The sequence below is a fragment of the Dysgonomonadaceae bacterium zrk40 genome (assembly GCA_016916535.1).
Lineage (GTDB): Bacteria > Bacteroidota > Bacteroidia > Bacteroidales > Dysgonomonadaceae > Proteiniphilum.
This window is the reverse complement of the sequence record CP070276.1, coordinates 1,648,046-1,673,488: the sequence shown is the minus strand read 5'-3', so window position 1 is coordinate 1,673,488 and position 25,443 is coordinate 1,648,046. Positions and strand designations below refer to the sequence as shown.

Annotated in this window: 18 protein-coding genes and 1 tRNA gene; 15 read left to right on the top strand and 4 right to left on the bottom strand. The window is 48.8% G+C overall.

Annotated elements, in window-relative coordinates; genetic code table 11:
- The first annotated feature begins 398 nt into the window (after positions 1 to 398).
- From JS578_06955 to JS578_06930, 6 genes are all read left to right on the top strand, one after another.
- On the top strand, positions 399 to 1,406 hold the full coding sequence (locus JS578_06955) for a tyrosine-protein phosphatase (protein ID QRX62643.1): 1,008 nt from the start codon (positions 399 to 401) through the stop codon (positions 1,404 to 1,406).
- Positions 1,407 to 1,686: 280 nt separating this feature from the next.
- On the top strand, positions 1,687 to 3,414 hold the full coding sequence (locus JS578_06950; protein QRX62642.1) for a DEAD/DEAH box helicase: 1,728 nt from the start codon (positions 1,687 to 1,689) through the stop codon (positions 3,412 to 3,414).
- A gap of 294 nt (positions 3,415 to 3,708) precedes the next feature.
- Positions 3,709 to 6,450, top strand: coding sequence for a TonB-dependent receptor (locus JS578_06945; GenBank protein QRX62641.1), 2,742 nt, complete (start codon positions 3,709 to 3,711; stop codon positions 6,448 to 6,450).
- A gap of 38 nt (positions 6,451 to 6,488) precedes the next feature.
- Complete coding sequence (locus JS578_06940; GenBank protein ID QRX62640.1) at positions 6,489 to 8,456, top strand: hypothetical protein; 1,968 nt, start codon at positions 6,489 to 6,491, stop codon at positions 8,454 to 8,456.
- Between the two features lie 84 nt (positions 8,457 to 8,540).
- Entirely contained in the window at positions 8,541 to 9,023 is a 483-nt protein-coding gene (locus JS578_06935; protein ID QRX62639.1) for a toxin-antitoxin system YwqK family antitoxin, read from the top strand.
- A 115-nt stretch (positions 9,024 to 9,138) separates the two neighbouring features.
- A complete protein-coding gene (locus tag JS578_06930; protein ID QRX62638.1) occupies positions 9,139 to 9,501 on the top strand; it encodes a carboxypeptidase-like regulatory domain-containing protein in 363 nt (120 codons plus the stop codon).
- A 44-nt stretch (positions 9,502 to 9,545) separates the two neighbouring features.
- Here the strand turns inward: JS578_06930 and JS578_06925 are convergent, their stop codons facing one another.
- From JS578_06925 to glmS, 3 genes are all read right to left on the bottom strand, one after another.
- Positions 9,546 to 10,340 carry a cation transporter gene (locus JS578_06925; GenBank protein QRX62637.1) on the bottom strand — a complete coding sequence of 265 codons (795 nt, stop codon included), beginning with the start codon at positions 10,338 to 10,340 and terminating at the stop codon, positions 9,546 to 9,548.
- Positions 10,341 to 10,603: 263 nt separating this feature from the next.
- Positions 10,604 to 12,883, bottom strand: coding sequence for an inorganic phosphate transporter (locus JS578_06920; GenBank protein ID QRX62636.1), 2,280 nt, complete (start codon positions 12,881 to 12,883; stop codon positions 10,604 to 10,606).
- 19 nt (positions 12,884 to 12,902) lie between these two features.
- Positions 12,903 to 14,744, bottom strand: a complete 1,842-nt coding sequence (gene glmS / locus JS578_06915) for a glutamine--fructose-6-phosphate transaminase (isomerizing) (protein QRX62635.1) — start codon at positions 14,742 to 14,744, stop codon at positions 12,903 to 12,905.
- Positions 14,745 to 15,050: 306 nt separating this feature from the next.
- Here glmS and JS578_06910 point away from each other — a divergent pair, with 306 nt between their 5' ends.
- The 3 genes from JS578_06910 to JS578_06900 all read left to right on the top strand — a co-directional run bounded on the left by JS578_06910 (position 15,051) and on the right by JS578_06900 (position 16,925).
- Positions 15,051 to 15,221, top strand: a complete 171-nt coding sequence (locus JS578_06910) for a hypothetical protein (protein ID QRX62634.1) — start codon at positions 15,051 to 15,053, stop codon at positions 15,219 to 15,221.
- Between the two features lie 118 nt (positions 15,222 to 15,339).
- Positions 15,340 to 16,674, top strand: a complete 1,335-nt coding sequence (locus JS578_06905; GenBank protein QRX62633.1) for an NADP-specific glutamate dehydrogenase — start codon at positions 15,340 to 15,342, stop codon at positions 16,672 to 16,674.
- 174 nt (positions 16,675 to 16,848) lie between these two features.
- Positions 16,849 to 16,925 (top strand) — tRNA-Arg (locus JS578_06900).
- Between the two features lie 310 nt (positions 16,926 to 17,235).
- Here the strand turns inward: JS578_06900 and JS578_06895 are convergent.
- On the bottom strand, positions 17,236 to 18,147 hold the full coding sequence (locus JS578_06895) for an AraC family transcriptional regulator (protein QRX62632.1): 912 nt from the start codon (positions 18,145 to 18,147) through the stop codon (positions 17,236 to 17,238).
- A gap of 181 nt (positions 18,148 to 18,328) precedes the next feature.
- Here JS578_06895 and JS578_06890 point away from each other — a divergent pair, with 181 nt between their 5' ends.
- The 6 genes from JS578_06890 (at position 18,329) to JS578_06865 (ending at position 25,385) form a co-directional block, all read left to right on the top strand.
- Positions 18,329 to 19,315, top strand: a complete 987-nt coding sequence (locus JS578_06890) for an aldo/keto reductase (GenBank protein ID QRX62631.1) — start codon at positions 18,329 to 18,331, stop codon at positions 19,313 to 19,315.
- Positions 19,316 to 19,403: 88 nt separating this feature from the next.
- Positions 19,404 to 20,465 carry an alpha/beta fold hydrolase gene (locus tag JS578_06885; protein ID QRX64952.1) on the top strand — a complete coding sequence of 354 codons (1,062 nt, stop codon included), beginning with the start codon at positions 19,404 to 19,406 and terminating at the stop codon, positions 20,463 to 20,465.
- A 9-nt stretch (positions 20,466 to 20,474) separates the two neighbouring features.
- Positions 20,475 to 21,326: an aldo/keto reductase gene (locus JS578_06880; GenBank protein ID QRX62630.1), complete on the top strand. Its 852-nt coding sequence runs from the start codon at positions 20,475 to 20,477 to the stop codon at positions 21,324 to 21,326.
- Positions 21,327 to 21,357: 31 nt separating this feature from the next.
- A complete protein-coding gene (locus JS578_06875) occupies positions 21,358 to 22,410 on the top strand; it encodes an alpha/beta hydrolase (GenBank protein QRX62629.1) in 1,053 nt (350 codons plus the stop codon).
- A 28-nt stretch (positions 22,411 to 22,438) separates the two neighbouring features.
- Entirely contained in the window at positions 22,439 to 23,728 is a 1,290-nt protein-coding gene (locus JS578_06870; protein QRX62628.1) for an aldo/keto reductase, read from the top strand.
- Between the two features lie 4 nt (positions 23,729 to 23,732).
- On the top strand, positions 23,733 to 25,385 hold the full coding sequence (locus tag JS578_06865) for a carboxylesterase family protein (GenBank protein QRX62627.1): 1,653 nt from the start codon (positions 23,733 to 23,735) through the stop codon (positions 25,383 to 25,385).
- Positions 25,386 to 25,443: the final 58 nt, after the last annotated feature.

Below are 25,443 nucleotides of genomic sequence, written 5' to 3'. Positions count from 1 at the left end.
AAGAGGCAAAGTTAATAATTAATTTTCTGATAGGCTGAAACAGCTGTTGAAAAAGAGTCAAAAGATTCTGTAAAAAAATGAGAAATTAGTTTGGTCAGTTCGATTCAATTTTTATACAAGAATGGTTCTGTTATTTTCAATTTTTCTTTTCATCTTTCTGTTTACAGCCTGTGCACAAGTTATCAACAATTGTGGGTGCGGACTCATCTTTCATCATAAACATCTAACCCATAAACCATTAAAAAGAGGATCAATTCATTATTGTTTGTTAATCGCCTTTACCGGCAGGATTATAAGAACAAAGTTTTTTGTACATTTGTTTGTTCAAAGTACCTATGGTGAAAGATTGGATTCATACATCTCTTTTCTTGTTGCTGTTGATAGTGGGAAGTTCCTGCATGTCAACAGTCAAGATTACCTCTGTGGTAGAAAAAGACCTGGAAGGTGATTTTCTGCTCAAATGGGAAGTGAGCCCCGACCAGGAGGGGAACATAGAAATACTCTCATCGCTTACCGATAGCTCACTGACCAGTTTCAGTCCCGTTACTTCGCGCAAGATTACCGATCAGGTGATGAGGCTCAATCCTACCGGTTCCGGATTGCGGGAATATTTCATCCTGCGAACAGGTGGTGTCTATTCAGGTGTGGTTGCCAACCGTGCCATTGATATGAACCGGATTAAGAATTTCCGCGACATCGGAGGTTACTTTACCACTGACAACCGTCAGATGAAATGGGGAGAGATCTACCGATCAGGCAACCTGAGCAATGCCACGCTCTACGACCAGGAGAAGATTCGGCGTCTCAATATCCGCACCGTAATTGATTTTCGCTCCGAACGCACTGCCCGCAGATATCCCATTCTACTGCATCCCTCCATCCGTAAGATCGCACTCCCACTGATGCCGATGGATGCTCAGAAGCTTGACGAACAGCTTGAAGATGAAAATTTTGATCGCAGTGATGCGATTCGTTACGTGCAGGAGGAGTATGTGAACATCCTGGAGAACCATAAGGCACAATTTGGTGAGCTGTTTGATATCCTCGCCAATGACAGCAACTATCCTATCCTTATGAGTGGTTCTCTTGGAAAGGATGGAGTGGGGCTCGCTGCCTACCTGATTCTTTATGCCATTGGTGTACCACAGAGTTCACTCGAAGAGGAATACATTCTTTCCAACAAATTCATTGATCCTGAAATGGTGGAGATCGACGCCCGCAACCTCTCTGAACCTCTACAGGAGGCTGTGACAGCCATGTTGTCCGTAAACAGGGCTTATCTCAACTATGCCATCGACTATATCAAACTTACATATGGATCGGTGGACAACTACCTTGAGAAAGAGCTTAGGGTGACCAGCGGAAAACGAAACCTACTGCGAAAATACCTACTTTATCAGTTCTGATAGTTCTTTATCCGATTTATTTTCATACCTTTGCAGCCGATTTAAAAAAAGGTGATTTTTTATCCTGTTTCCTGAACAGTGGTTATCTTCATCAGCACAAAAAATCACAGATAGTCATTGAATTTTCTCTCAACTTTATCAGCATTTGCGCCGGGTGTCACATTTAGCATGCAGCATTGCTTGCAGCGTGCCGTGACGGTCGTTGGACCAACTTATGTAAATGGATGTGTGGAGCAGGGGGAAAAAGCAACAATCACACACACATTAAAACCATTTTACAATGAGTACATTTCAAGAGTTGGGAGTGATTCCCGAAATCCAGCGGGCTGTTACTGAGCTCGGCTTTGAACAACCCATGCCGGTACAGAGTGAGGTAATCCCCCGCCTGCTGGCACACACCCGCGACATCATCGCCCTGGCACAAACCGGTACCGGCAAAACTGCCGCTTTCGGCATCCCGGTGATCCAGAAAATCAACGTGAAGCAGCTCACGCCGCAGACACTGATCCTCTGTCCCACCCGTGAGCTCTGTCTCCAGATAGCGGGCGACCTGACCGACTTCTCCACCTACGTGGAAGACATCAAGATCCTGCCTGTTTATGGTGGCTCCAGCATTGATAGCCAGATACGAACCCTCAAACGGGGGGTACACATCATCGTAGCCACCCCCGGGCGGCTAATCGACTTGATTAAGCGGAAGACCGTTTCCCTTGGCGATGTCCACACCATGGTGCTCGACGAGGCGGATGAGATGCTCAACATGGGCTTCTCGGAAGACATCGATGAGATCCTCTCGCACCTGCCCGACAGCCGGAGCATGCTTCTCTTCTCGGCCACCATGCCGAAGGAGATCGAGAAGATCACACGCAAGTACATGAAAGAACCGATGGAGATCACCATCGGTCGCAAGAACGAGGGTGCCGAGAACGTACGGCATCTCTACTTCATGGTGCACGCCAAAGACAAATATCTTGCATTGAAACGGATTGTGGATTACTATCCCAATATCTATGGCATCATCTTCTGCCGCACCCGCAAGGAGACACAGGAGATCGCCGACAAGCTGATGCAGGATGGTTATGATGCCGATGCGTTGCATGGCGACCTGTCGCAAGCGCAGCGTGACTACGTGATGAGCAAGTACCGCAACCACAACCTGCAGCTGCTGGTGGCCACCGACGTGGCGGCACGCGGCCTCGACGTGGATGACGTGAGCCACATCATCAACTTCGGGCTGCCTGACGACTACGAGATCTACACCCATCGCAGCGGCCGCACCGGCAGGGCCGGGAAGACCGGCACCTCGATCGCCATCATCCACACCAAAGAGAAGGGGAAGGTAGTGCAGATCGAAAAACTGATCAACAAGACGTTCGAGAAGCGTGAAGTCCCCAAGGGAGATCTGATCTGCGAGAAGCAGCTCTTCAACTTCGTCGATAAAATAGAGAAGGTAAAGGTGAACGAGGCGGAGATTGAACGACTGCTTCCCTCCATCTTCCGCAAGCTGGAGTGGCTGGAAAAAGAGGATATCATCAAGCGGATGGTCTCCCTCGAATTCAACCGACTGATCGAATACTACCAGGAGGCAGAGGAAATTTTTGAACCGAAGGAGGGCTCCTCCCGCGGACAGAAAGGTGATTACGGCAAGCGGAGCAACGACCGGGAGGGTGGCAGCCGCCAGCCGGAGAAGGGATATGCCCGCCTCTTCATCAACGTGGGGAAGATGGATGGCATCAACCCGGCCATGCTGATGGGCTTCATCAACGACCACGTGAAAGGAAAGGTACCCATCGGTCGGATCGACTTGCTGAAGAGCTTTTCCTTCTTTGAAGTGCCCGAGGAACTGGCCCCCAGGGTGGTCAAGTCGTTCAAGGGGATGTATGTCGACGAGCGGAAGTTGCAGGTCCACCTGGCACAGGAGGAGGATCAGGCTTCAAAGGGGAGGAAAAAGAAATTCTACGAGAACGATTTCGGCGGAAAGGGAAAGAAAAAGAAACCGAAATATTGAGAGGAGAGTATAGATCACTTCCATTTCATTCGGATCTGGCTCTAATCTCGTTCTAATCTGGTTCTAACCTGGTTCTAATAGATTCGAACAAGTAAAGAGTCAGTTACGAACAAAATTAAGTGGAAATTAATATCATATGTAACGGCTTATGTAGCATCATAAGTGAGTTATACGAGTTCGGCGGGAGTAACATCCCGCTTTTTTTGTGCCCTGAAAAAACTTAACAATAACGTCACCGAACTGTAACTGCTCTGTAACAATAATGAAGGAACTTTGCAGCGAAATATGAATCGGATGAAAGAAAAATTGTTACGGTTATCAATGGTCACCCTCTTCCTGGTGACAACGATGTTGCCAGTACTGGCCCAGACAGGTTCCATAAAAGGCATCATCGTGGATGGCGCCACCGGGGAGCCACTGATCGGTGCTTCGGTACTGGTGGAAGGCACCACCTCGGGGGCTGCGGCCGACCTGGATGGTAATTTCCTGATCAACGGACTGGCTGCCGGAAGTTATTCACTGCGAACAACCTACATCGCCTATCGCCCCCTGGTAATCACAGAGGTCAAGGTTGAAGGCGGAAAGGAGACACTGTTAGAGATTGCCCTGGAGACGGATGAGGTGAGCCTCGACGAAGTGGTGGTGGTGGCAACACCCCGCCTGGAATCGGAACGTATCCTGATGAGAGATCAGCAGAACGCCACGGTAATCCGTGAGAGCGTGGGAGCTCAGCAGCTTTCCCTGCAGGGTGTCTCAGACATCGCCACGGCCACCAGCAAGATCACCGGCGTGGTGAAGAGCGAAGGGTCGGGAGAGGTCTATGTGCGTGGACTGGGCGACCGATATGTCTCTACCACCATGAACGACCTGCCGATACCCTCCGACGATGTGGAACGGAAAAACATCGACCTCGCTCTTTTCAGTACTGGTGTGATTCAGAACGTGGGGATTACCAAGACGTACAGCTCAGGTGGTTATGCTGATCAGACAGGAGGCAACATCAACATTGTCTCGAAAGAGTTCGTCGTCCAGTTCACCCTGGAGTTGCAGGGCGGAGTCAATTCCAGCCTGTTGAGCAACAATCAGTTCAGCAATTTCCGTGTCACCCCCAACCTGCAAAACAGAATGCTCACCTTTTACAGAAGGGAGTATAATCTCGTGGATGCAATCACCAAACAGTCGTGGGATCCCCGTGGGAAAAGCCTACCGCTCGATTTTGGGTTCACCACTTCCGGCGGGAAAGAGTTTACTCTCCGGGAGAGAGATCTGACACTTTTCTACACACTCTCCTACAAGAGCGATCACTCACACACCACCGGGGTCTACCGACGGTTCAATTCCAACACGGTTTACTCCGACTTTTCCGATACCGAGACCTGGAGCAGCAGTGCCAACCTGACCGGGCTGCTCAACCTGGCTTATCGCTTCAACAACAACCACAAGATCAATTACAATCTTCTCTTCATCAATAAACTCACCGATCAGGTTTATGAACAGGGCCGCAATGGCAACGGATTCAAGTTCGACATGGATGAGATTTCCAACTCCTTCTTCACCCGCGACATGAACAGCCGCACCACCATGGTGCTGGTGAACCAGCTGCTGGGAGACCATCGTTTCTCAGACAAGAATCGCCTGGAGTGGGGTCTCGGTTACAACCTCACCGCTGCCGATGAACCCAACAGGATCAGGAACTACACCGGCTTTGACCAGGGTAGCATCTACTTCTCCTACCGCATCGCCGATTTTGAGAACCGGAAATCGAGCCAGGAGATCGACGACCGGGAGCTCAACGGTTACCTTCGCAACAAGATTGATCTGACCGTAGGCAGTTCACCCTGGAAGCTGGAGTATGGCATCAACTACCGCAACAAGAAACGTGATTTCAGCAACCAGTTTGTGGGGGTGCAGATGATGGGCGTGCGCAAGGGTGATGACAATGTGGATGACCTCACCTCGCTCTTCCACGATTCCGGTTTCGCCTCCTCAAAGATCAAAACGATCCCGCCGGATCTCTACAACGCTACGCTACGGGCACTGGCAGGTTACGTCGAGCTGGGATTCAGCCGCGGGAAACTGGACGGCAATGCCGGAGTGCGTTACGAGTACGACCGGATGGATGTAGAGTGGGACATCAACAACGATGACCCCTTGCGGGAGCCGCGTATCCGGAAAGAATACAAGCAGTTTTACCCGGGCGTCAATCTTCGCTACAACATCACGGAACAACAGGCCTTGCGCCTTTCCGGCAGTAGGACCATTACCTTGCCGGAGTTCAAGGAGATAGCACCCTTTGCCTACACCTCACCCAACAGCACCCTTATTCAGGGTAGCCCCGAGCTAAAGGCATCACGCAACTGGAATGCAGACGTCAAGTGGGAGTATTTCAAATCGACCGATGAGTTGATCTCTCTGGGCGCCTTCTACAAGAAGATTGAGGATCCGATCAACATCACCTCTCTCACCGGTGGGGCGGGTTACCTGATCTATGCCAACACCGGCAAACAGGCAGGGGTAATAGGCCTGGAAGCAGAAGCACGTCTCAACCTCTTCAAGAACGATTTGCAATCGTTGCGTATGATTCTCAACGGTACCCGCATGTGGGTTTCACAGGACCTGCTGGAAGCATATCAGTACAACAACAAAACAAGCTCAGGACTGCAGGGTGCCTCAGAACTGATCACCAACCTCACCCTGAGCTATTCTCATCTGCCGGGAAACTGGCAGGCGAGTCTCTCTGGCAACTACTCCTCCGACAGGATCTATGCCATGGGAAGTCCCAAGGATGCAACCAACAGGGATTATCTTTACAACGATGAGATCATCGAGAAGGGAGTAATCACCCTCGATGCGGTATTAAGCAAGGGACTTACCGATCATCTTACGGTGAAGCTGGTGGCACGCAACCTGCTCAACCCGGAGATGCAGATGACGCAGAACCTGCGCGACCTGAACAGTCGTGAAGTGGAAAACCATGTGGTAGAGTCCTACCGGAAAGGAATGCGTATGCAACTGTCTGTCAACTATACGTTTTAGTAAACAGGAATATGAACCAATCGTAAAATATCAGGATTATGAAAAAAAATGTGTTATTCAAGGGAATTTCGATGATGATGGTCATCGCATCGCTGTTCCTGTTCGTGAATTGTGAAGGTGAAGGTACATTACCCGAAACCGATCCGGTAGTAGAACTGCTTGAGAGCGGCGAAATGAGGGGTGTGCTGAAAGAAGATTATACCCTCGATGTCGGCACCAGCTACCGTCTCACAGGCCAGTTTATCGTGGACGGAGGCGCCACGCTCACCATACCGGCCGGTACCCAAATCATTGCCAACGCATCGCAGGGGCAGGCTACCGAGACCTACATTGCCGTGATGATGGGAAGTAAGATCAATGTGAACGGTACTGCTGCCGCTCCGGTGGTGATGACTTCCCCCAACGCCCAACCGCAGGACTGGGGTGGGCTGACCATCTGCGGAGAGGCCACCACCACTGCCGGTGCGAATGCCACCGCCGAGGTGGGCAACTTCAAGTATGGAGGCTCCAACGATGACGACAACTCGGGAAGCATCAGCTACCTGGTGATCAAGGGATCAGGTGCCAAGATCAACACCGAGTCGGAATACAACGGACTTACCCTCTATGCCGTGGGTAGTGCAACACAGATCAGCAACGTGGCCATCATCAATGGTGCGGACGACGGTGTGGAGTTCTTCGGCGGAACGGTATCGGCCCAGAACCTCTACCTGGAGAACAACGAGGATGATGCGATCGACTGGACCGAAGGGTGGAACGGCACAGTGACCAACGCTTACGTTAAACACACCATCGATGGCTTCTCCACAGTGGTAGAAGCCGACGGTGTGAACAACAACCCGAAGATTGTCAATCTCACTGCAGTCTCCACCACCGGAGGAAAAGCACTGCAGTTTAAGAAAGAATCGGGTGCAACCATCACCGGCTTATCTTTGCTGGGGTATGACATTCTCATCGACATGGCCAACGATGGACCGCTCTCAAACGTGATCATAGAGGGAGAAACTGCAAGTCATGATAAGGCATACGATGCTGACCCCACCGTCAATCCATCTTCCTGGAGCTGGGCTGAGGCCAGTGCCGTTGAGGTGGTTGAGCTGAACGGCAAACAGAACGGTAATGTGACGCTGGATCCCGGAAAGGCATATCGCCTCACCGGATCCTATATCGTGGAAAGCGGCAAGCTGACCATCCCCGCCGGTACTCGCATCCTGGCAGTTGCTTCGCAGGGACAGGAGACTGAGACCTACATCGCCGTGATGATGGGTGCCCAGATTGATATCCAGGGCACATCCGATGATCCCGTGATCATGACTTCCCCCAACGCCCAACCGCAGGACTGGGGTGGGCTGACCATCTGCGGAGAGGCCACCACCACTGCCGGTGCGAATGCCACCGCCGAGGTGGGCAACTTCAAGTATGGAGGCTCCAAGGATGACGACAACTCAGGAAGCATCAGCTACCTGGTGATCAAGGGATCAGGGGCCAAGATCAACACCGAGTCGGAATACAACGGCCTTACCCTCTATGCCGTGGGTAGCGCTACACAGATCAGCAACGTGGCCATCATCAACGGCGCGGACGACGGTGTGGAGTTCTTCGGTGGCACGGTATCGGCCCAGAACCTCTACCTGGAGAACAACGAGGATGATGCGATCGACTGGACCGAAGGGTGGAACGGCACAGTGACCAACGCTTACGTTAAACACACCATCGATGGCTTCTCCACAGTGGTAGAAGCCGACGGTGTGAACAACAATCCGAAGATCATCAATCTCACTGCCGTCAACAGCCATGCTTCGGCCCCCTCAGGAACAGCGTTGCAGTTCAAGAAACAATCCGGCGCGACCATGACCAATGTTTATCTGGAAGGATATAGCAAGCAGGTGGATATGTCGAACGATGGCCCGCTGACCAACGTGCTCATCGAAGGAATAGCTGCCACACTCACAGGGACCTACCAGAAGGGCAAACTGGATATCTCAGCCTGGGTATGGTTTCAGTAAACAGACTACCTTTCATTTAATTTTTCCCAGAATATCCCGCTGCTGATACAGCGCGGGATATTCCTCATTCATAACAAGACAGACATGCGAACAAAAACAACCCTTTTCCTGCTTTTTCTCTTTGTTCTACTGACCGCACAGGATCAGAAACATTCCGATCCGGTGGTCTACTACAGCAACGGCTATTACTATGCCGATAAGACACAGATCAGGTTCTATACAGGTGACTACCGGGAGTACTACGAAAATGGCACCTTGAAACTGGAGATGCAGATCCGCGATGGTATGCCGGAGGGACCCTACATCGTCTACTTTGAAAACCGCAAACCGCAGGAGGTGCGCTCCTACAAAGATGGGAAGATGCACGGATTGTGGAGGAGCTACGACCTCTCCGGACAAATACTCTCTGAGGCGGAGTACAAGAACGGGCTGAAACACGGTACCTGGCGAATCTGGGATGAGTTGGGAAACCTGCGTTACGAGATGAACTACCGGGAGGGCAAGAAAACCGGTCTCTGGCGTATGTGGGACCAAAAGGGTGCGCTGCTGGATGAGAAAAGTTATTGATCCGCTTCGAGTTGAACAAAAAATGTAACAAAAACTTCATTGATTCGTAACCGCTTTATCGGTGACATCAATGTACTTTTGTCTCAGTTAAAGAACTTTTAAAAGAATAAATCGTATGAAATCTCTGTTGCTGCTTGCATCCTCACTGCTGATCTCTTTGTCGGCCATAGCCGACACCGAGTCGAATGAGGTGAAGAAAGAAAAAGAATCGCAGCCGGTTGCTCCGGTTGAAATGGTGCAGTCGCTGCAACTGACCGGTTCGGTTGTAGACGAAAAGAATCATGAAGCGCTGGCAGGTGCTGCCATCGTGGTGGATGGAAAAAAATATTATTCTGATTTGGATGGAAATTTTGCCATCAATGGCGTGAAACCAGGCAGGTATTCGGTTGTGGTGGAATTAATCTCCTATGAGCCGGCCACCATGGAGGTAAATCTCTCCGGCAGCCAGCAAATGAAAATCGGATTGACGCAGAAATAAATTAACTCCTCACTCTTTTGTTTTATTGGGTCACATCTGCCTGATTATATTGCTAAACGCAGGATCCTGTATGCCCCTCTGACTACGATGGCAAATACGATTGCTCCTATCACCAGGTCAGGGAAGGCCGACTGGAGCAGGTTGACCAGTAGGGCAGCTACAATCACCCCGATGTTGATGACGATATCGTTGGAGGTGAAAATCATGCTGGCCTGGATATGTGATTCTTTACTTTTCTCTTTTTGTAGGATATAAAGACTGATTGCGTTGGCAATCAATGCTAGGAAAGAGATCACCATCATGGTCCTGAAATCGGGCAGTTCGGTAACTCCCACAAATCGGCGGATCACCTCCATCATTCCTGTCAGTGCCAGCAGCAGCTGGAGGTAGCCGGCTGTACGGGCAATATTTTTTTTGCGTAATGCACTCCCCCCCACTGCAAAGAGGGCAAGTCCATAAACAAGGCTGTCAGCCAGCATATCGAGACTGTCGGCAACCAGCCCCATTGAGTTGGAGAGTATGCCAAACAACATCTCCAGGCCAAAGAAAACAAAATTGATGATCAGCACAGCAAGAAGAATCTTGCGCTGTCCCGAATCACTTTTTTCCCCCTCCTGTTCGTGAGTAATTTCCGTAGATATTAATTTTGTCTGTAATTTGAGTGACTCCAGGGCTGCCAACACCATATCGGGTTCGCCATTGTGATATACCTCCAGTTTTCTGTCCGGGATATAGAACAGCATCGTTTTTACCTCTCCAAGTGGCTGTAAAGTCATCCGAATTAGTTGCTCCTCACTTGGGCAGTCCATCAGTGCGATGCGAAAAGTGCTTTTATTCATCGTTTATAATATCGTCTCAGTTCACCGTGTCAGACTCTGTTGTTCAGCAGATCTGCGATTTCTAAATGAGAAAATGGTTGTCATTTCCATTCATATCCTAGCCAGTTATCTGGATCAAAATGAAATTGAGTCTTTCAGGGATGGTTCTGTCACGATTCTTTCCCTCACGATGAGAGTAGATAAGCCAGCATCTGACCGAATGTCATTTTGACATTACACAATAGGGGGGGGTAAGATTTCGCTTCACCCCCCCCCTATAATTATTAGAGGTTCAGTGTTGCCTGCCGGATCAGTGTCTTGGCGTTCACATCCGGTCCCGCCTTGGCATAATTCTCCTTGAAGTTACGGTGCGCCTTGAGCAGGTTGCCCGACTGCAGGGTGATGATCTTTGACTCATTCACCAGGTTGAGGAAGAGAATGCTGCTCCGGGTGGTGGAACTGCCTGCTTTCACCCGTTTGATCTGTCGCTTGTTGAGCTTCTTGTATAGGTCGAAGATTACATCCCGCATGTTGGTAACAATTGAGAACTGCGTGTAATCGTTCTTTTGGTCCATTTCGTTGTAGCCGCTGAACGCTTCGGTGAGGATTTTGTGAATCATCTCCAGGTCTTCAATCTGCTCCTTCGAGAAGGCTGCATGGTTGTTGTCAATGTAACTGAAGGTAGCTTCCGATACTGCTTTCAGTGATTTGGTGATTTCATAGGAGTAATCCACCAGCTGCACATACTCCTGCTCCAGGTCGAGTGCATTCATCTCCATGCTCTCCAGCGTGGGTACCACCTCGTAGGTACGTTTGTCCCTGAATTTCTCATAAAGCTCGTTGGCTTCACCCATCGCTTTCTTCACCCCTTTGCGATCTTCATCCCTTAAGCCGTGAAGCACCATTTCGTATATGGAAAGGGTCTTGCCCAGCACCATTCGTACCTCCTCATTGCAGGAGGTGACCAACTGAATCTCGCTCGAGAGCACCTGTTGATGCTGCTGTTCGCGGCTCTTACGCTTGGTGTGCATCCTGCCTGACTTGTAAAGCATAAAGCCTACCACCAGGATCATCACCGCGATGGCAATCTTGCCGCCCCACATCAGGAAAAGACCAATCAGCATGGAGACGGTGAGTGCCACCAGTGCGGTCATCAGCCATCCGGCCACAACTGTCAGCACTCCGTTGATGCGGTAAACGGCGCTGTCACGTCCCCAGGCTCTGTCGGCCAGTGAGGTACCCATGGCCACCATGAAGGTGACGAACGTGGTTGATAGAGGGAGTTTCAAGGAGGTACCCAGCGAGATCAGCAGTGCAGCGATGGTGAGGTTTACCGATGCACGAATCAGGTCGAAGGAGGCACCGTTTTCTGTGTCTACCGGTTCAAACTGCCGGTTAACAAAGCGTTTCACAGCTGCGGGCATGATCTTGTCGAGGGACTTGCTGACGGTGAGGCTTCCCCGCACCATGGAGCGCGACAGGGGGGAGGAGGAGAAGCGTTCAATACCTTCCCCCTTGCGGGCGAGGTTCACCTCTGTTTCGGTCACCGAGCGCGATTTCTTGGAGAACCAGAGCGCCATAATCATGATCACCCCGGCACCGATCAACCAGGCGACGTTGACAGCAACCGGCTCGTTTAACCTATCCATGTAGAGGGTTTGGATGTCGCCACCGCCGGCTGCCACCTCACCCGCAATTCTGTAGGAGTCAAAACCGGCCATAAAGACACCGATGAAGTTGACCAGGTCGTTGCCGGCGAAGGCCATGGCCAACGCCGTGGTGCCTGCCAATACGATTACTTTCAGGATGTTGACCCGGAAGAGATGCTGCAGAAGTGCCATCAACAATGTCGATCCTGCGAAGCTGTAAAGAAGAGCTGTGGCCATATGGTTTTCCAGATAGTAAAGCAGCTCCGGTGTTACCAGTACACTGCCTTTCAAACCTTTAAAAATGGCGAAATAGATGATGGCTGTCAGCGCGATTCCTCCCCAGATGGCTCCCAGGTAGCGGAATCGCTTACCGTAGTTGAAGGAGAAGATCAGTCGCGAGATGTACATGATGATGCTTCCCACCACGAAGGCGATGGCAATTGAGATAAAGATACCTGAGATGATGGCCAGTGCCTTGCCGCTGTTGATGTAATCGCCCAACTGTCCGCCGCTATCGCTGGTCCATAGGGTGAAGAGCGCTACTGCAATGGCAGATCCCAACAGCTCAAAAACCAGTGAGACGGTGGTGGAGGTGGGTAACCCGAAGGTGTTGAAAAGGTCCAGAAGGATTACATCGGTGATCATCACCGCCAGGAAAAGCGTCATTACCGCCGGGAATGTGAACTTTTCGGGGTAGAAGACGCCGCTGCGGGCCACCTCCATCATCCCACTGGAGAACATTGCTCCAAAGAGCACCCCTATGGAGGCGACGGTGAGAATCACCCAGAGCGGGGCTACTTTCGACCCGATGCTGGAGTTGAGGAAGTTGACCGCATCGTTCGAGACACCCACAATCAGGTCGAGCGTAGCCAGCCCCAACAATACGATGATAATAATCAGGTAAATTGAATCCATAAACAGATGATTTGTTGTTTTATTCCACCGTCACCGATTTGGCGAGGTTACGCGGTTGATCCACATCACATCCCTTTACCACCGCAATATGATATGCCAGCAGCTGCAAAGGGATCACCGACAGCAATGGGGTGAGGCAGGGGAGTGTCTCCGGTACCTCTACCGAGAAGTCGGAGAGTTCGCTCACCACCCGGTCACCTTTGGTCACCACTGAGATGATCCTTCCCTTGCGGGCTTTGATCTCCTGTATGTTGCTGGTCACCTTCTCGTAGGTGTCGGATTGCGTAGCGATAACTATGACCGGCATCTCGTGACTGATCAGTGCGATGGGACCATGTTTCATCTCAGCCGCGGGGTAACCCTCCGCGTGGATGTAGGAGATCTCTTTCAGTTTGAGTGCTCCCTCAAGCGCTACAGGGAAGTTGTAGCCTCTGCCCAGGTAAATGCAGTTGCCGGCATAGGTAAAGGTTTTGGCATATTGTGCAATCAGTTCATTCTTTTTCAGGATCTCACCCACTTTATCCGGTATCAGACCCAGCTCACGGATCAGGGTGAGGTATTCATCGCGGCTGATGGTTCCCTTCTCCTTGCCGATCAGGATTGCCAACATCGTCAGCACGGTCACCTGTGCGGTGAATGCTTTGGTTGAAGCCACGCCGATCTCAGGACCCACATGGGTGTAACAACCCGAGTGGGTGTTTCGGGGGATGGATGACCCCACCACATTACAGATGCCGAAGATAAAGGCTCCCTCTTTCCTGGCCAGCTCTACGGCTGCCAGCGTGTCGGCGGTTTCGCCCGATTGGGAGATGGCGATGACGATGTCATCCTTGTGAATCACCGGCTTGCGGTAGCGGAACTCAGACGAGTACTCCACCTCCACAGGTATGCGGGCGAACTCCTCGATGGCATACATCCCTATCTGGGCGGCATGCCAGGAGGTGCCACAGGCAGTGATGATGATGCGACGGGCGTTGAGAAACTTATCCCGGTTGTCGATGAACCCGGCCAGGGTGATGTTGTCTGCTTCTACGTTCACCCTCCCCCGCATGCAATCGCTCAGGGTGTGGGGTTGTTCGAAGATCTCCTTGAGCATGAAGTGGGGATATCCACCTTTTTCAAGCTGGCTGAGCGTCATCTCCAGCTTCTGAAAACGGGGTGTCTTCTCAATGTTGCCAATGGTGCGTATCTTTAGTGGCGCTCCCCTTTCAATGGTGACGATCTCCTCATCACCGATGTAGGTGACACGGTTGGTATATTCAACAATGGGAGTGGCATCCGACCCAATGAAGTACTCATCCTCGCCAATGCCGATCACCAGGGGACTTCCCTTTCTGGCGGCCACGATCAGATCAGGATTATGACGGTCCAGCACTGCGATGGCATAAGCACCCACCACCTGGTTGAGGGCCAGCTGCACCGCAGTGGAGAGATCCGAGCCATTACTCTTCTTCATGAATTCGATCAGCTGTACCAACACTTCGGTGTCGGTTTCACTCTGGAACGTATATCCTTCACTGATCAATCCCTCTTTCAATAACGAGTAGTTCTCGATGATGCCGTTGTGGATGATGGCCAGTTCCTCCGATTGTGAATAGTGGGGATGGGCGTTGTGCTGCGTGGGTTCACCATGGGTAGCCCAGCGGGTGTGGGCGATGCCGATGTTGCCGCTCACATCTTTCTGCTCTGCATACTGCTCCAATTCTGACACCTTACCCTTTGCTTTGTAAACTTTCAGGTTGCCTTCGTGAATCAGTGCAATCCCGGCACTGTCATATCCGCGGTACTCCAGTCGATGAAGCCCTTTGATGAGGATCGGATAAGCCTCTCTATTACCAATGTAACCTACAATTCCACACATCTGTTGTTGTTTTTAATTGTTTATTTATACAATGGGTTGTTCTCCGTCAAATGCCGGATAGAGGCGGGTTGGTGTTGGTACCGTCAATAGAAAATGGGACCTTGAATGCATACGATCTCCCTTAGTTGCGATGAAAGAATGTGCAAATTTGCATTTTCTTTCCGAAATATGAAAGAGAAAAATCAAAAAATAATGAGTGTAAAGAGACTGGTAACCAAAATGTAACAAAAACGTAACAATTCTTGCAGTCTCCAACCAAACGCTTTCTCTCATTTTGCTATCTTTGCATCATCTAACCCGAACACTATGGCAAGAAGAAAACTCTCCCAGATACAGATTGCATTCATCATCATTCTTTGGATCGTCCTGGTGGTCTACATCCTGCTCTATGCAGAAATCAACGGCATGACTGTTGTCTCCATCCTGATGTCAGGTGCAATCGTGTTTATTCCGATTTACAAAAATCTAAAAAAATAGCTTTTTTTGTGACAAAAATAAGAAAAACATCTGAATAATTTTCCAGTTGGGAATTTTTATCTATTTTTGCGCTTCAAACTGATTTATTAAAGAGTTATCTGATTTAAACCAAATTTTCATGAGAGCTACAGAGGTTATCGATCTTTTAAAGCGGCGTTTCCCCAACGAGCCGGAGTATCATCAGGCTGTTGAAGAGGTGATTGAGTCGATTGAGGATGTCTACAACGAGCATCCTGAGTTTGAAAAGGCAAATCTGGTTGAGCGGCTGTCCATTCCTGACAAAATTCATTCTTTCCGTGTGACTTGGGTGGACGACCAGGGCAGGGTGCAGACCAACATGGGCTATCGCGTGCAGCACAACAATGCCATTGGTCCCTACAAGGGGGGCATTCGTTTCCATGCTTCGGTATCACCCTCCATCCTGAAGTTTCTCGCCTTTGAACAAACATTTAAGAATGCCCTCACCACTCTGCCGATGGGAGGTGCCAAAGGTGGATCTGATTTTTCCCCGCGTGGCAAGTCCGACGGTGAAATCATGCGTTTCTGTCAGGCCTTCGTAGAAGGCTTGTGGCGGGTGATTGGCCCTGACACCGATGTGCCGGCAGGAGATATCGGCGTGGGTGGTCGCGAAGTAGGATACATGTTCGGCAAGTACAAGAAGCTGGCGGGAGAGTTTACCGGCACCTTTACCGGCAAGGGACGCGAGTTCGGCGGATCACTGATTCGTCCCGAGGCCACCGGTTACGGCAACGTCTACTTCCTGCTGGAGATGCTTAAGACGAAGAACATCGACATTCGGGGCAAGAAGTGCCTTGTATCCGGTTCCGGTAACGTGGCACAATATACCTGTGAGAAGCTGCTTGAACTGGGCGCCATCCCGGTGTCCCTCTCCGATTCAGACGGATATATCTACGATCCCGATGGCATCACCGAAGAAAAGCTGAAGTTCGTGATGGAACTGAAGAACCTCTACCGTGGCCGCATCCGTGAGTACGCTGAAGAGTACGGCTGCAAGTATGTGCCGGGTGCCCGTCCCTGGGGTGAGAAGGGTGATATCGCTCTTCCTTCGGCCACCCAGAACGAGATTGATGGATCAGAAGCTGCGGAGCTGGTGAAGAACGGTGTGTTTGCCGTTTCTGAAGGAGCCAACATGCCCAGCACCCCTGAGGCAGTGGAGATCTTCCTAAAGAACAAGATCCTCTACGCCCCGGGAAAGGCCGCCAATGCCGGTGGGGTATCGGTATCGGGACTGGAGATGACACAGAACTCGGAGCGTTACAGCTGGCCCGCCGAGCAGGTGGATGAGAAGTTGAAGTGGATCATGGCCAACATTCACGAGAGCTGTGTGAAGTACGGTACCGAGAGCGACGGCTACATCAACTACGTGAAAGGAGCCAACATTGCCGGCTTCATGAAGGTGGCCAGGGCGATGATGGGGCAGGGAGTGCTCTGATGCTACTTCTGTTTTAAGAGAATAGTGTAAAATAACTGCACCCCGGAAGCGGATAACCGATTTCGGGGTGTTTCTTCTCAAACCACTCATTGACAAATTGTATTAAATAGTTTTCAGATATTTTTTTTATTCTGAGAATTGCCGTACTTTTGCAACCTAAATTTGCACAAGGATGGTCCGGTAGCTCAGCTGGATAGAGCAACAGCCTTCTAAGCTGTGGGTCTTGGGTTCGAATCCCAACCGGATCACCAGAATATCAAGCACTTATCGGGATTTCCGGTGAGTGTTTTGATATTTAGTCTAACCTTAGTTTAACAAAGGTGTTGTAACAGTTTGTAACAACCAAAAACAAATCAACCAATTTGCTCCATTGTTCTTCCTATTTTCCCTATTGATTTGATAATAAGAGCTTTCAATTTCGCGCATCCCTGATAACGCCATATAAATAATTACCCTGTTGAAACTGGATTTTTTACACGTGGCAAGGTGTTCAATGGGACTCTCTGTAGGATGAATCAATGTTTATATTTAATTGCGAGATAGCATGTTGGAAGTGATATATCAGTTCTGATTCCTGAAATCATTCGGTGTCAATCCTGTTTCATTCTTGAACATTCGTGTAAAATGCTGGGGGTATTTGAACCCCAACGAATGGGCAATCTCGCTGATCGTTATCTCCTTGTTGAATATAAGGTTCTTTGCCAGGTTGATGATTTCGAATTGAATATACTCTTTAGCAGATTTACCTGTCTCCTTTTTTATCAGATCTCCAAAGTAATTTGCCGACAAGTGGAGTACATCTGCAAAGTAGGCCACGGAGGGTAATCCGAATCTTTGAGGCTTGTCTGATGAGAAATAGTCGTTCAACTTCTCTTCAAATTTCTCTATTATTCCCTGATTGACATTTTCTCTGGTGATAAATTGCCTGTCGTAAAAACGGTTGCAGTAATTCAGAAACAGTTCTATATTGGAAGCGATGAGTTTCTTACTGTGCTTATCCACACTCTGTTGCAACTCATATTCTATTTTTGCGAAACAATCCAGCACTATGTTTCTTTCACGTTCTGACAGGTGCAATGCTTCATTTGATTTGTAACTGAAGAAATTATAGTCGCTGATAATTTTTGCCAATTGAGTACCCTGAAGCAGATCCGGATGAAATACCAGCGCATGCCCTTTGGGTTGATAGACCAAACCATCATTATCCAGCTCCATCACTTGTCCCGGTGAAACGAAAACAAGTGTACCTTCCTGGTAGTCGTAATAGTTACGTCCATATTTGATGTCACCACAATTTACATCTTTCAGGAATATACAATACAGACCATAATTGATCCGCACTTTCTTATCTTTCCCCCAAGTTCTTGGTTTGGCTTTTGAAAAATCAATCACACTCACCAATGGATGCAGTGTTTCATGATTATTCAATTGGTTGTATGCATTAACTGTGTCAAATCTGTAAATTCCTTCCATACTTTCTATATATAATGCCTACAAAAATAGTGATAACTTCAATTAAATTGCTATCTTACAGGATTAATCAGTAAAAATGGTAGGTTAAACCGTAATCTGTATACAAATTTGTTGGTCAGGATGTCAGATCTTTGTAAAATCAAATTTCTCCGATTGCTCTATGGAAAATTCTTTATACAAAATGAAAACAAGAAAATTAGGTACCCAAGGATTAGAGGTGTCAGCCCTGGGATTAGGCTGTATGGGACTAAACTTCGGTTTCGGAACCGTTACCGACAAAAATGAGGCCATCAGATTGATCAGGAGAGCGGTTGAGCTGGGCGTCACTTTTTTTGATACTGCAGAAGTGTATGGACCCTTTACAAATGAAGAGGTAGTGGGCGAAGCTTTAACTCCCTTCCGTGATGAAGTGGTGATTGCAACCAAATTTGGATTTGACATACAGCATGGCAAATCAGTTGGATTGAACAGTCGGCCAACACATATCCGTGAAGCGGTGGAAGGTTCTTTAAAACGGCTAAGGGTGGAGACCATAGACTTGTTGTATCAGCATCGGGTGGATCCCGATGTGCCCATTGAAGAGGTGGCCGGAACGGTCAAAGAATTAATTCAGGAAGGGAAAGTAAAATATTTTGGGTTGTCGGAAGCCGGCATACAGAACATTCGCAGGGCACACGCGGTACAACCTCTTTCAGCTTTGCAAAGTGAATATTCCCTCTGGTGGCGCGAACCGGAAGAAGCAATCATCCCCACCCTCGAGGATCTGGGGATCGGTTTCGTGCCTTTCAGCCCGTTGGGTAAAGGCTTTCTGACCGGGAAAATGGATGAGAACACCAGGTTCGAACCGGGTGATTTCAGAAGTACGGTACCACGGTTATCGCAGGAAAACATAGGGTCTAATCTGATTTTTGTCGATTTTCTGAAGCGAGTAGCAGAACGTAAAAATGCGACACCGGCGCAGATAGCCCTTGCCTGGTTAAGTGCGCAAAAGCCCTGGATTGTTCCCATTCCGGGAACAACAAAAATTCACCGCTTAGAAGAAAACATTGCGTCAACCACCGTGGCGTTCACCATGGAAGAGCTGGAGGAAATTGATGCCGAAGCTGCAAAAATAATACCGCAAGGCGACAGGTATTCAGCAGGTTCAGCAAAAATGATCGACCGCTAACCGCTTGAGAGAGTATATTATTCAACCATATAGATATCGATTTATGAAGACGTACCGTACAATAGAAAATCACCCTAAAACAACCCTGATGGTATCTGCCATATTCCTGCTGCTTTTGGGTTCATCCTGTGCCAACAAAGATGAGAAACAAAACAGCGAAGTGATTCAAATAGAGGAACAGGGCAGCTTCACAGTCGGGGGAACCGTTATTGAGAATCAGGGCACCTTTGACCCCTATAACCAGACTCCGGAGGGGCAGACATTTCATGGTGATCATGCGTATGTATTTTACCAGGTCCCGGCAGATGCACGTGAATATCCGCTGGTGATGTGGCACGGGTTGGGTCAGTTCTCAAAAACCTGGGAGACAACACCCGACGGGAGGGAAGGGTATCAGAATATCTTTTTGCGAAGGCGCTTTCCCGTGTATGTCATCGATCAACCTCGAAGGGGAGATGCTGGCCGCAGTATGGTACCGGCGACAATTGATCCCGTCCCCGATGAACAGGGCTGGTTTGGCACTTTTCGTATTGGCATCTGGCCCGATTATTTTGAAGGGGTGCAGTTTGCCCGTGATTCAGCCACATTGGAACAATATTTCCGAAGCATGACCCCAAATATCGGGACAATTGATATCAACGTCAATGTGGATGCGGTTTCCGCACTTCTTGACAAGATTGGCGAAGCTGTCCTTGTCACCCATTCTCATTCGGGAGGGATGGGTTGGCTCACCACAGTAAAGAATCGAAACGTGAAAGGTATCGTTTGTTATGAACCAGGTTCCGGATTTCTGTTTCCCGAAGGTGAAGTGCCAGAATCTTTACCCAGTTCGGGCGGGTTGCTCGAAGCATTTGGCATACCTATGGAGGATTTCAAGCAATTGACCAAAATCCCCATAGTGATTTATTACGGTGACAATATTCCCGAAGAGCCTAACCCCAACCCGGGACAGGACGGATGGAGGGTGCGCCTTGAGATGGCTCGCCTTTGGCGGGATACGGTCAATAAATATGGTGGAGATGTAACGGTGGTACACCTTCCGGAAATAGGCATTAAAGGCAATACCCATTTCCCGTTTTCAGACTTGAACAATGTGGAAGTTGCCGACCTGATGTCGGAGTGGTTAAAAAGCAAAGAATTAGACCGATAAAAAAGAAGTATGCAGACAATACAACTTAACAATGGTGTTGAAATGCCAATCCTTGGGTTCGGAGTATTTCAAATGACAGATTTAGATGAGTGTGAAAAGAGTGTGCTTACAGCAATAGAAACCGGTTACCGATCGATAGACACAGCGGCTGTCTATCTGAACGAGACCGCTGTGGGGAATGCTATTAAACAAAGCGGTATCGCCCGGGAGGATTTATTTATAACCACTAAAGTCTGGATACAGGATGCCGGTTATGAAAATACAAAAAAGGCTTTTGATAGATCCTTAAATAAATTGGGTCTTGATTATCTTGATTTATACCTGATACACCAACCTTACGGTGATGTGCACGGTTCGTGGCGGGCAATGGAAGAATTATATAAAGAAGATAAAATAAGAGCTATCGGTGTAAGTAATTTTTATCCCGACAGAATGATGGATCTAATCGTTCATCATGAAATTTTACCGGCGGTTAACCAAATTGAGACACACCCTTTTCACCAACAAGTTGAAGCACAAAAATTTCTATCAGAGAATGGGGTACAGATCGAATCGTGGGGTCCCTTTGCCGAAGGGAGGAACAATCTTTTTAAAAATGAAGCTTTAGCATCCATAGGTCGGAAATACAATAAATCGATTGCCCAGGTAGTTCTTCGCTGGTTGACCCTTAGAGAGGTGGTTGTTATTCCAAAATCGGTTCATAAAGATAGAATACAGGAGAACTTTAATTGTCTTGATTTTGAACTTACAACAGAAGATATGCAAATCATAGCCTCTCTTGATTTGAAAACAACCAGTTTCTTCGATCATCGTGATCCGAAAATGGTTAAACTTCTCAGTTTAAATAAAGTTGATTTGTAGATTTCTGTTTTTAATAATAAAAGTGACGAATATGAATAAAAAAGGTAGATTTCATTTATTAACAGCCCTTTTTGGGACAATCAGCATGATTGCCGCTGCCCAGCAAAAGATAGACAATCCTTTTGGTCTGGTATATCAAGGTGCAATTACAGAAAACGTGCCGGGGAAAGTAAATATTCATCCGGTCCACTATCTGTTGCATGGCATCAAGATTTCAGCCAATGTATACACCCCTGCCAATTACAACCCGGCGAAAAATTATCCGGTGATCGTGGTGGCCCACCCCAACGGGGGTGTCAAGGAACAGGTAGCCGGGTTATATGCGCAGCGTTTGGCGGAATCGGGTTACATTACCATTGCTGCCGACGCTTCGTATCAGGGAGCCAGTGGCGGGGAACCCCGCAATACGGACAAGCCCGCTTTTCGGATTGAAGACATCCGGGGCATGGCCGATTATATCACAGAATATGCCGGTGCAGATGGCCAACGACTGGGATTGCTCGGCGTTTGCGGCGGCGGAGGCTATTCACTCGCGGCAGCGCAGACCGACAAGCGATTTAAGGCGGTGGCAACACTGAGCATGTTCAACTCCGGAATGGTCAGACGAAACGGATTCAGGGATTCACAACTGGAGACGGTTCAGGAACGGTTGAAACAGGCTTCTGATGCCCGTGCCCTCGAAGCTGCCGGTGGAGAAGTGCGCTACATGGCTGATTCCGAAACAACCGATGAGATGGCTGATCAAATGCCTTTTGACCTCTATCGCGAAGGTCATTATTATTACCACCGCACCCATGCACACCCCAATTCTACCTTCCGGTATACCACCGCTAGCCTGATCGACCTGATGGCTTTCGATGCAAACGACCGCATGGCGCTGATCAATCAGCCCCTGTTGATGATGGCAGGCAGCAAGGCCGACACCTATTACATGACCGAAAGTGCATTCAAACTGGCTACAGGAACAGACAATAAAGAACTGTTCCTGATTGAAGGTGCGACCCATATACAGACCTATTATGTTCCTGAGTATGTGGATAAGGCGGCCAGTAAGCTCGGAGAATTCTTTGATCGATACTTGTAAACAGGATAAATTAATTCAATCACACATTATGAAATCAACATTAATCGGACTTTTATTAACTGTTGTCAGTGTACATTTTGCCGTTGCCCAAAACGGTGAAGCAGAGCAGGAGATTATCAACCTTTCAAAAGCGAAATGGGAATGGATGGCCGGCAAAAATGTGGATGAATTGTCTAAATTCTTCCATGAAAAAGCCGTTTTTGTCCATATGGGAGGTTCATGGGGAACCGAACAGGAACTTAACATCATTCAAAGTGGTGGAATCTGGTACAAGAATGCCGATATCCACGAGGTATCCGTCAATATCATTGACAATACGGCGATTCTTTTGAACAGGATTACCCTCCTTGCCGTGGTTGGAAGGAATGAAGTGACCAATCCCTTTGAAGTAACCGAAGTATATATTAAAGAAGACAATGTCTGGAAGTTAGGTTCGCTATCGTTTACAAGATTGATGACCCCGGGAGCGCCAAAAGCAGCTGTGCCAACCCTGAAACTGAACAACGGAATGGAGATGCCACGGCTGGGTTTAGGCACTTTTGCCATCTCATACGAAGCGGCCAAGGAGGCTTGTCTGGAGGCATTCAGAAATGGCTTTCGACATGTGGACTGCGCCACCGCCTATCGTGTAGAGGGTGCTGTGGGCGAAGCAATGAAGGAAAGCGGTATTCCGCGTGAGGAATTTTTCATTGCCAGCAAGTTATGGGTGTCCGACTATGCAGATGGCAAAACATTGGAATCGATTGACAAAATTCTGGAACGCTTTCAGACCGATTACATCGACCTGCTTTACATCCATCAGCCTATTGGCGATTACATCGAATCCTGGAAGGAGATGGAAAAAGCTGTAGCATCAGGGAAGGTGCGTGCGTTGGGAATCAGTAATTTTGACGCCAGCAAAGAACGCTTCCATGCCATTGTAGATCACATGAAGATAAAACCTGTGGCGTTGCAGATCGAATGTCATCCCTATGCGCAGCGAAACGACATACGTGAATGGGTAAAACCTTATGACATCATCATTGAGTGTTGGTATCCTTTGGGACACGGTGATGAGGGTCTGTTGTCCGACCCGGTAATCAAAAAAATTGCCGATGCGCATGATAAAAGTATTGCCCAGGTTATACTCCGATGGCATATACAGGAGGGTTTCTCCGTCATTCCGGGGGCAACCAATCCCGTCCATATCAAGGAAAACATCTCTATTTTCGACTTTACGCTAAGCGATGAAGAGATGACTACAATGCGTTCGCTGAACAAGGACAAACGCTTCTTCAATGTGACGCTGGAACAGCTGGATAGTTGGGTTAACAGATAAGGTGATGGATATTAAGAAAATAGGTGCAGTTTTTTTTGTATGGGTAGTCGCATTATCTTTATACGCGCAACAAGCATATGATATTGCAGAAGTTGGTGGTCCCATCATACGAATATCTTCTGGACAAATTCAGGGAGCTACTGTCGATGATGTATCGGTTTTTAAAGGCATACCCTATGCCGCACCACCGATGGGTGAATATCGTTGGCGGCCGCCACAACCTGTGACCGCCTGGGAAGGAGTTAGGGATGCCCTGTCGTTTGGTCCTGACTGCGCACAGGGAGGATGGGGTACTGCTCCAGGAACCATTAGGGAAGGAACATCAGAAGATTGTCTCTACCTGAATCTATGGGTTCCGAGTGGAGCCAAACCCCAAAGCAAATATCCGGTGATGGTCTGGATCCATGGTGGCGCTTTTGTGGGCGGAAGTGGTGCAGGAGCTGTCACGGCTGGTGACGCGTTTGCAAAACAGGGTGTCATCCTGATGACCTTCAACTACAGGCTCGGTCGTCTCGGACACTTTGCCTTTCCTGCTTTATCCAGGGAGCATCCCGATGAGCCAAAAGGAAGCTACGCTTTTATGGACATGATTGCTGCTCTTGAGTGGGTACAGGAAAATATCACTGCTTTTGGTGGTGACCCGAACAATGTTACCATTTTTGGTCAATCAGCCGGAGGGGTTGCGGTACACTCACTGCTTACGATCCCACTGGCAAAGGGACTTTTCCACAAGGCTATCAGTCATTCCGGAGGCAGCAGGGATGGAGTGCTCACCGGCAGACCGATTAACAGGGAAAACGCTGATCCCTTGTATCCTGTTTCTGCAGAAACAATCGGTGTAAATTTCGCCCGTAAACAGGGCATTGAGGGTACGGATAAAGCTGCACTGGAAAAATTACGTGCCCTGAGTGTTGCGGAGATCGTGGACGGCGGTCAGGAAAATGATGGAGAGGGAGGTCCCCGAATTTATTCCGGCCCTATTCTCGATGGCAAACTTGTTGTGGAAACGGCTGAGAGTGCCTATAAAGCCGGTAGGCATCTAAACGTTCCACTCATCATCGAGAGCTGCAGTGCCGAAATCGGTGGGAACTTTGTTCATTCAGTCACTACAAAGGAAGAACTGTTTTCTGTTTTCGGTAAACTGGAGGAGGATGCAAAAGCAGCGTATGACCCGGAGGGAAACAAAGAGCTTGCCGAGATTGTCACCCTGTTTAATACCGACTGGGTATGGGCCGAACCGGCCCGCTTTGCAGCAAGGATCTTTGCCGCCAACGATGCACCGGCTTATATCTTCCATTATGGTTATGTTCCCGCCAACAGCCTGGAATGGATGCCATTTGGTGCCGGACACGGGGCTGAGATCGCCTACGTCTTTCACAATATCAACGCTCGCCGGGGTGTTGCTGAAACCACAACAACAGATGAAGAGGTGGCCCATATTCTGAACACATACTGGGCTAATTTTGCCAAGACGGGTAACCCAAATGGTGAAGGTTTGCCTCTTTGGCCCGGATATGATACCGAAAAGGAAGAAATCCTGGATATCCAACCGGATGGTCAAATTGTTGGCAAAAGTGATACCCGAAAACAAAGGCTGGATGTGATTGAAAAAGCAACCGAATGCAGGACTCGTATTCAGTCGAGAGGAGGTATCTGAACATGGCCTGATAAGTAAAAATTATGTTCAATATTTTCATGATAATTAGCATAAATAG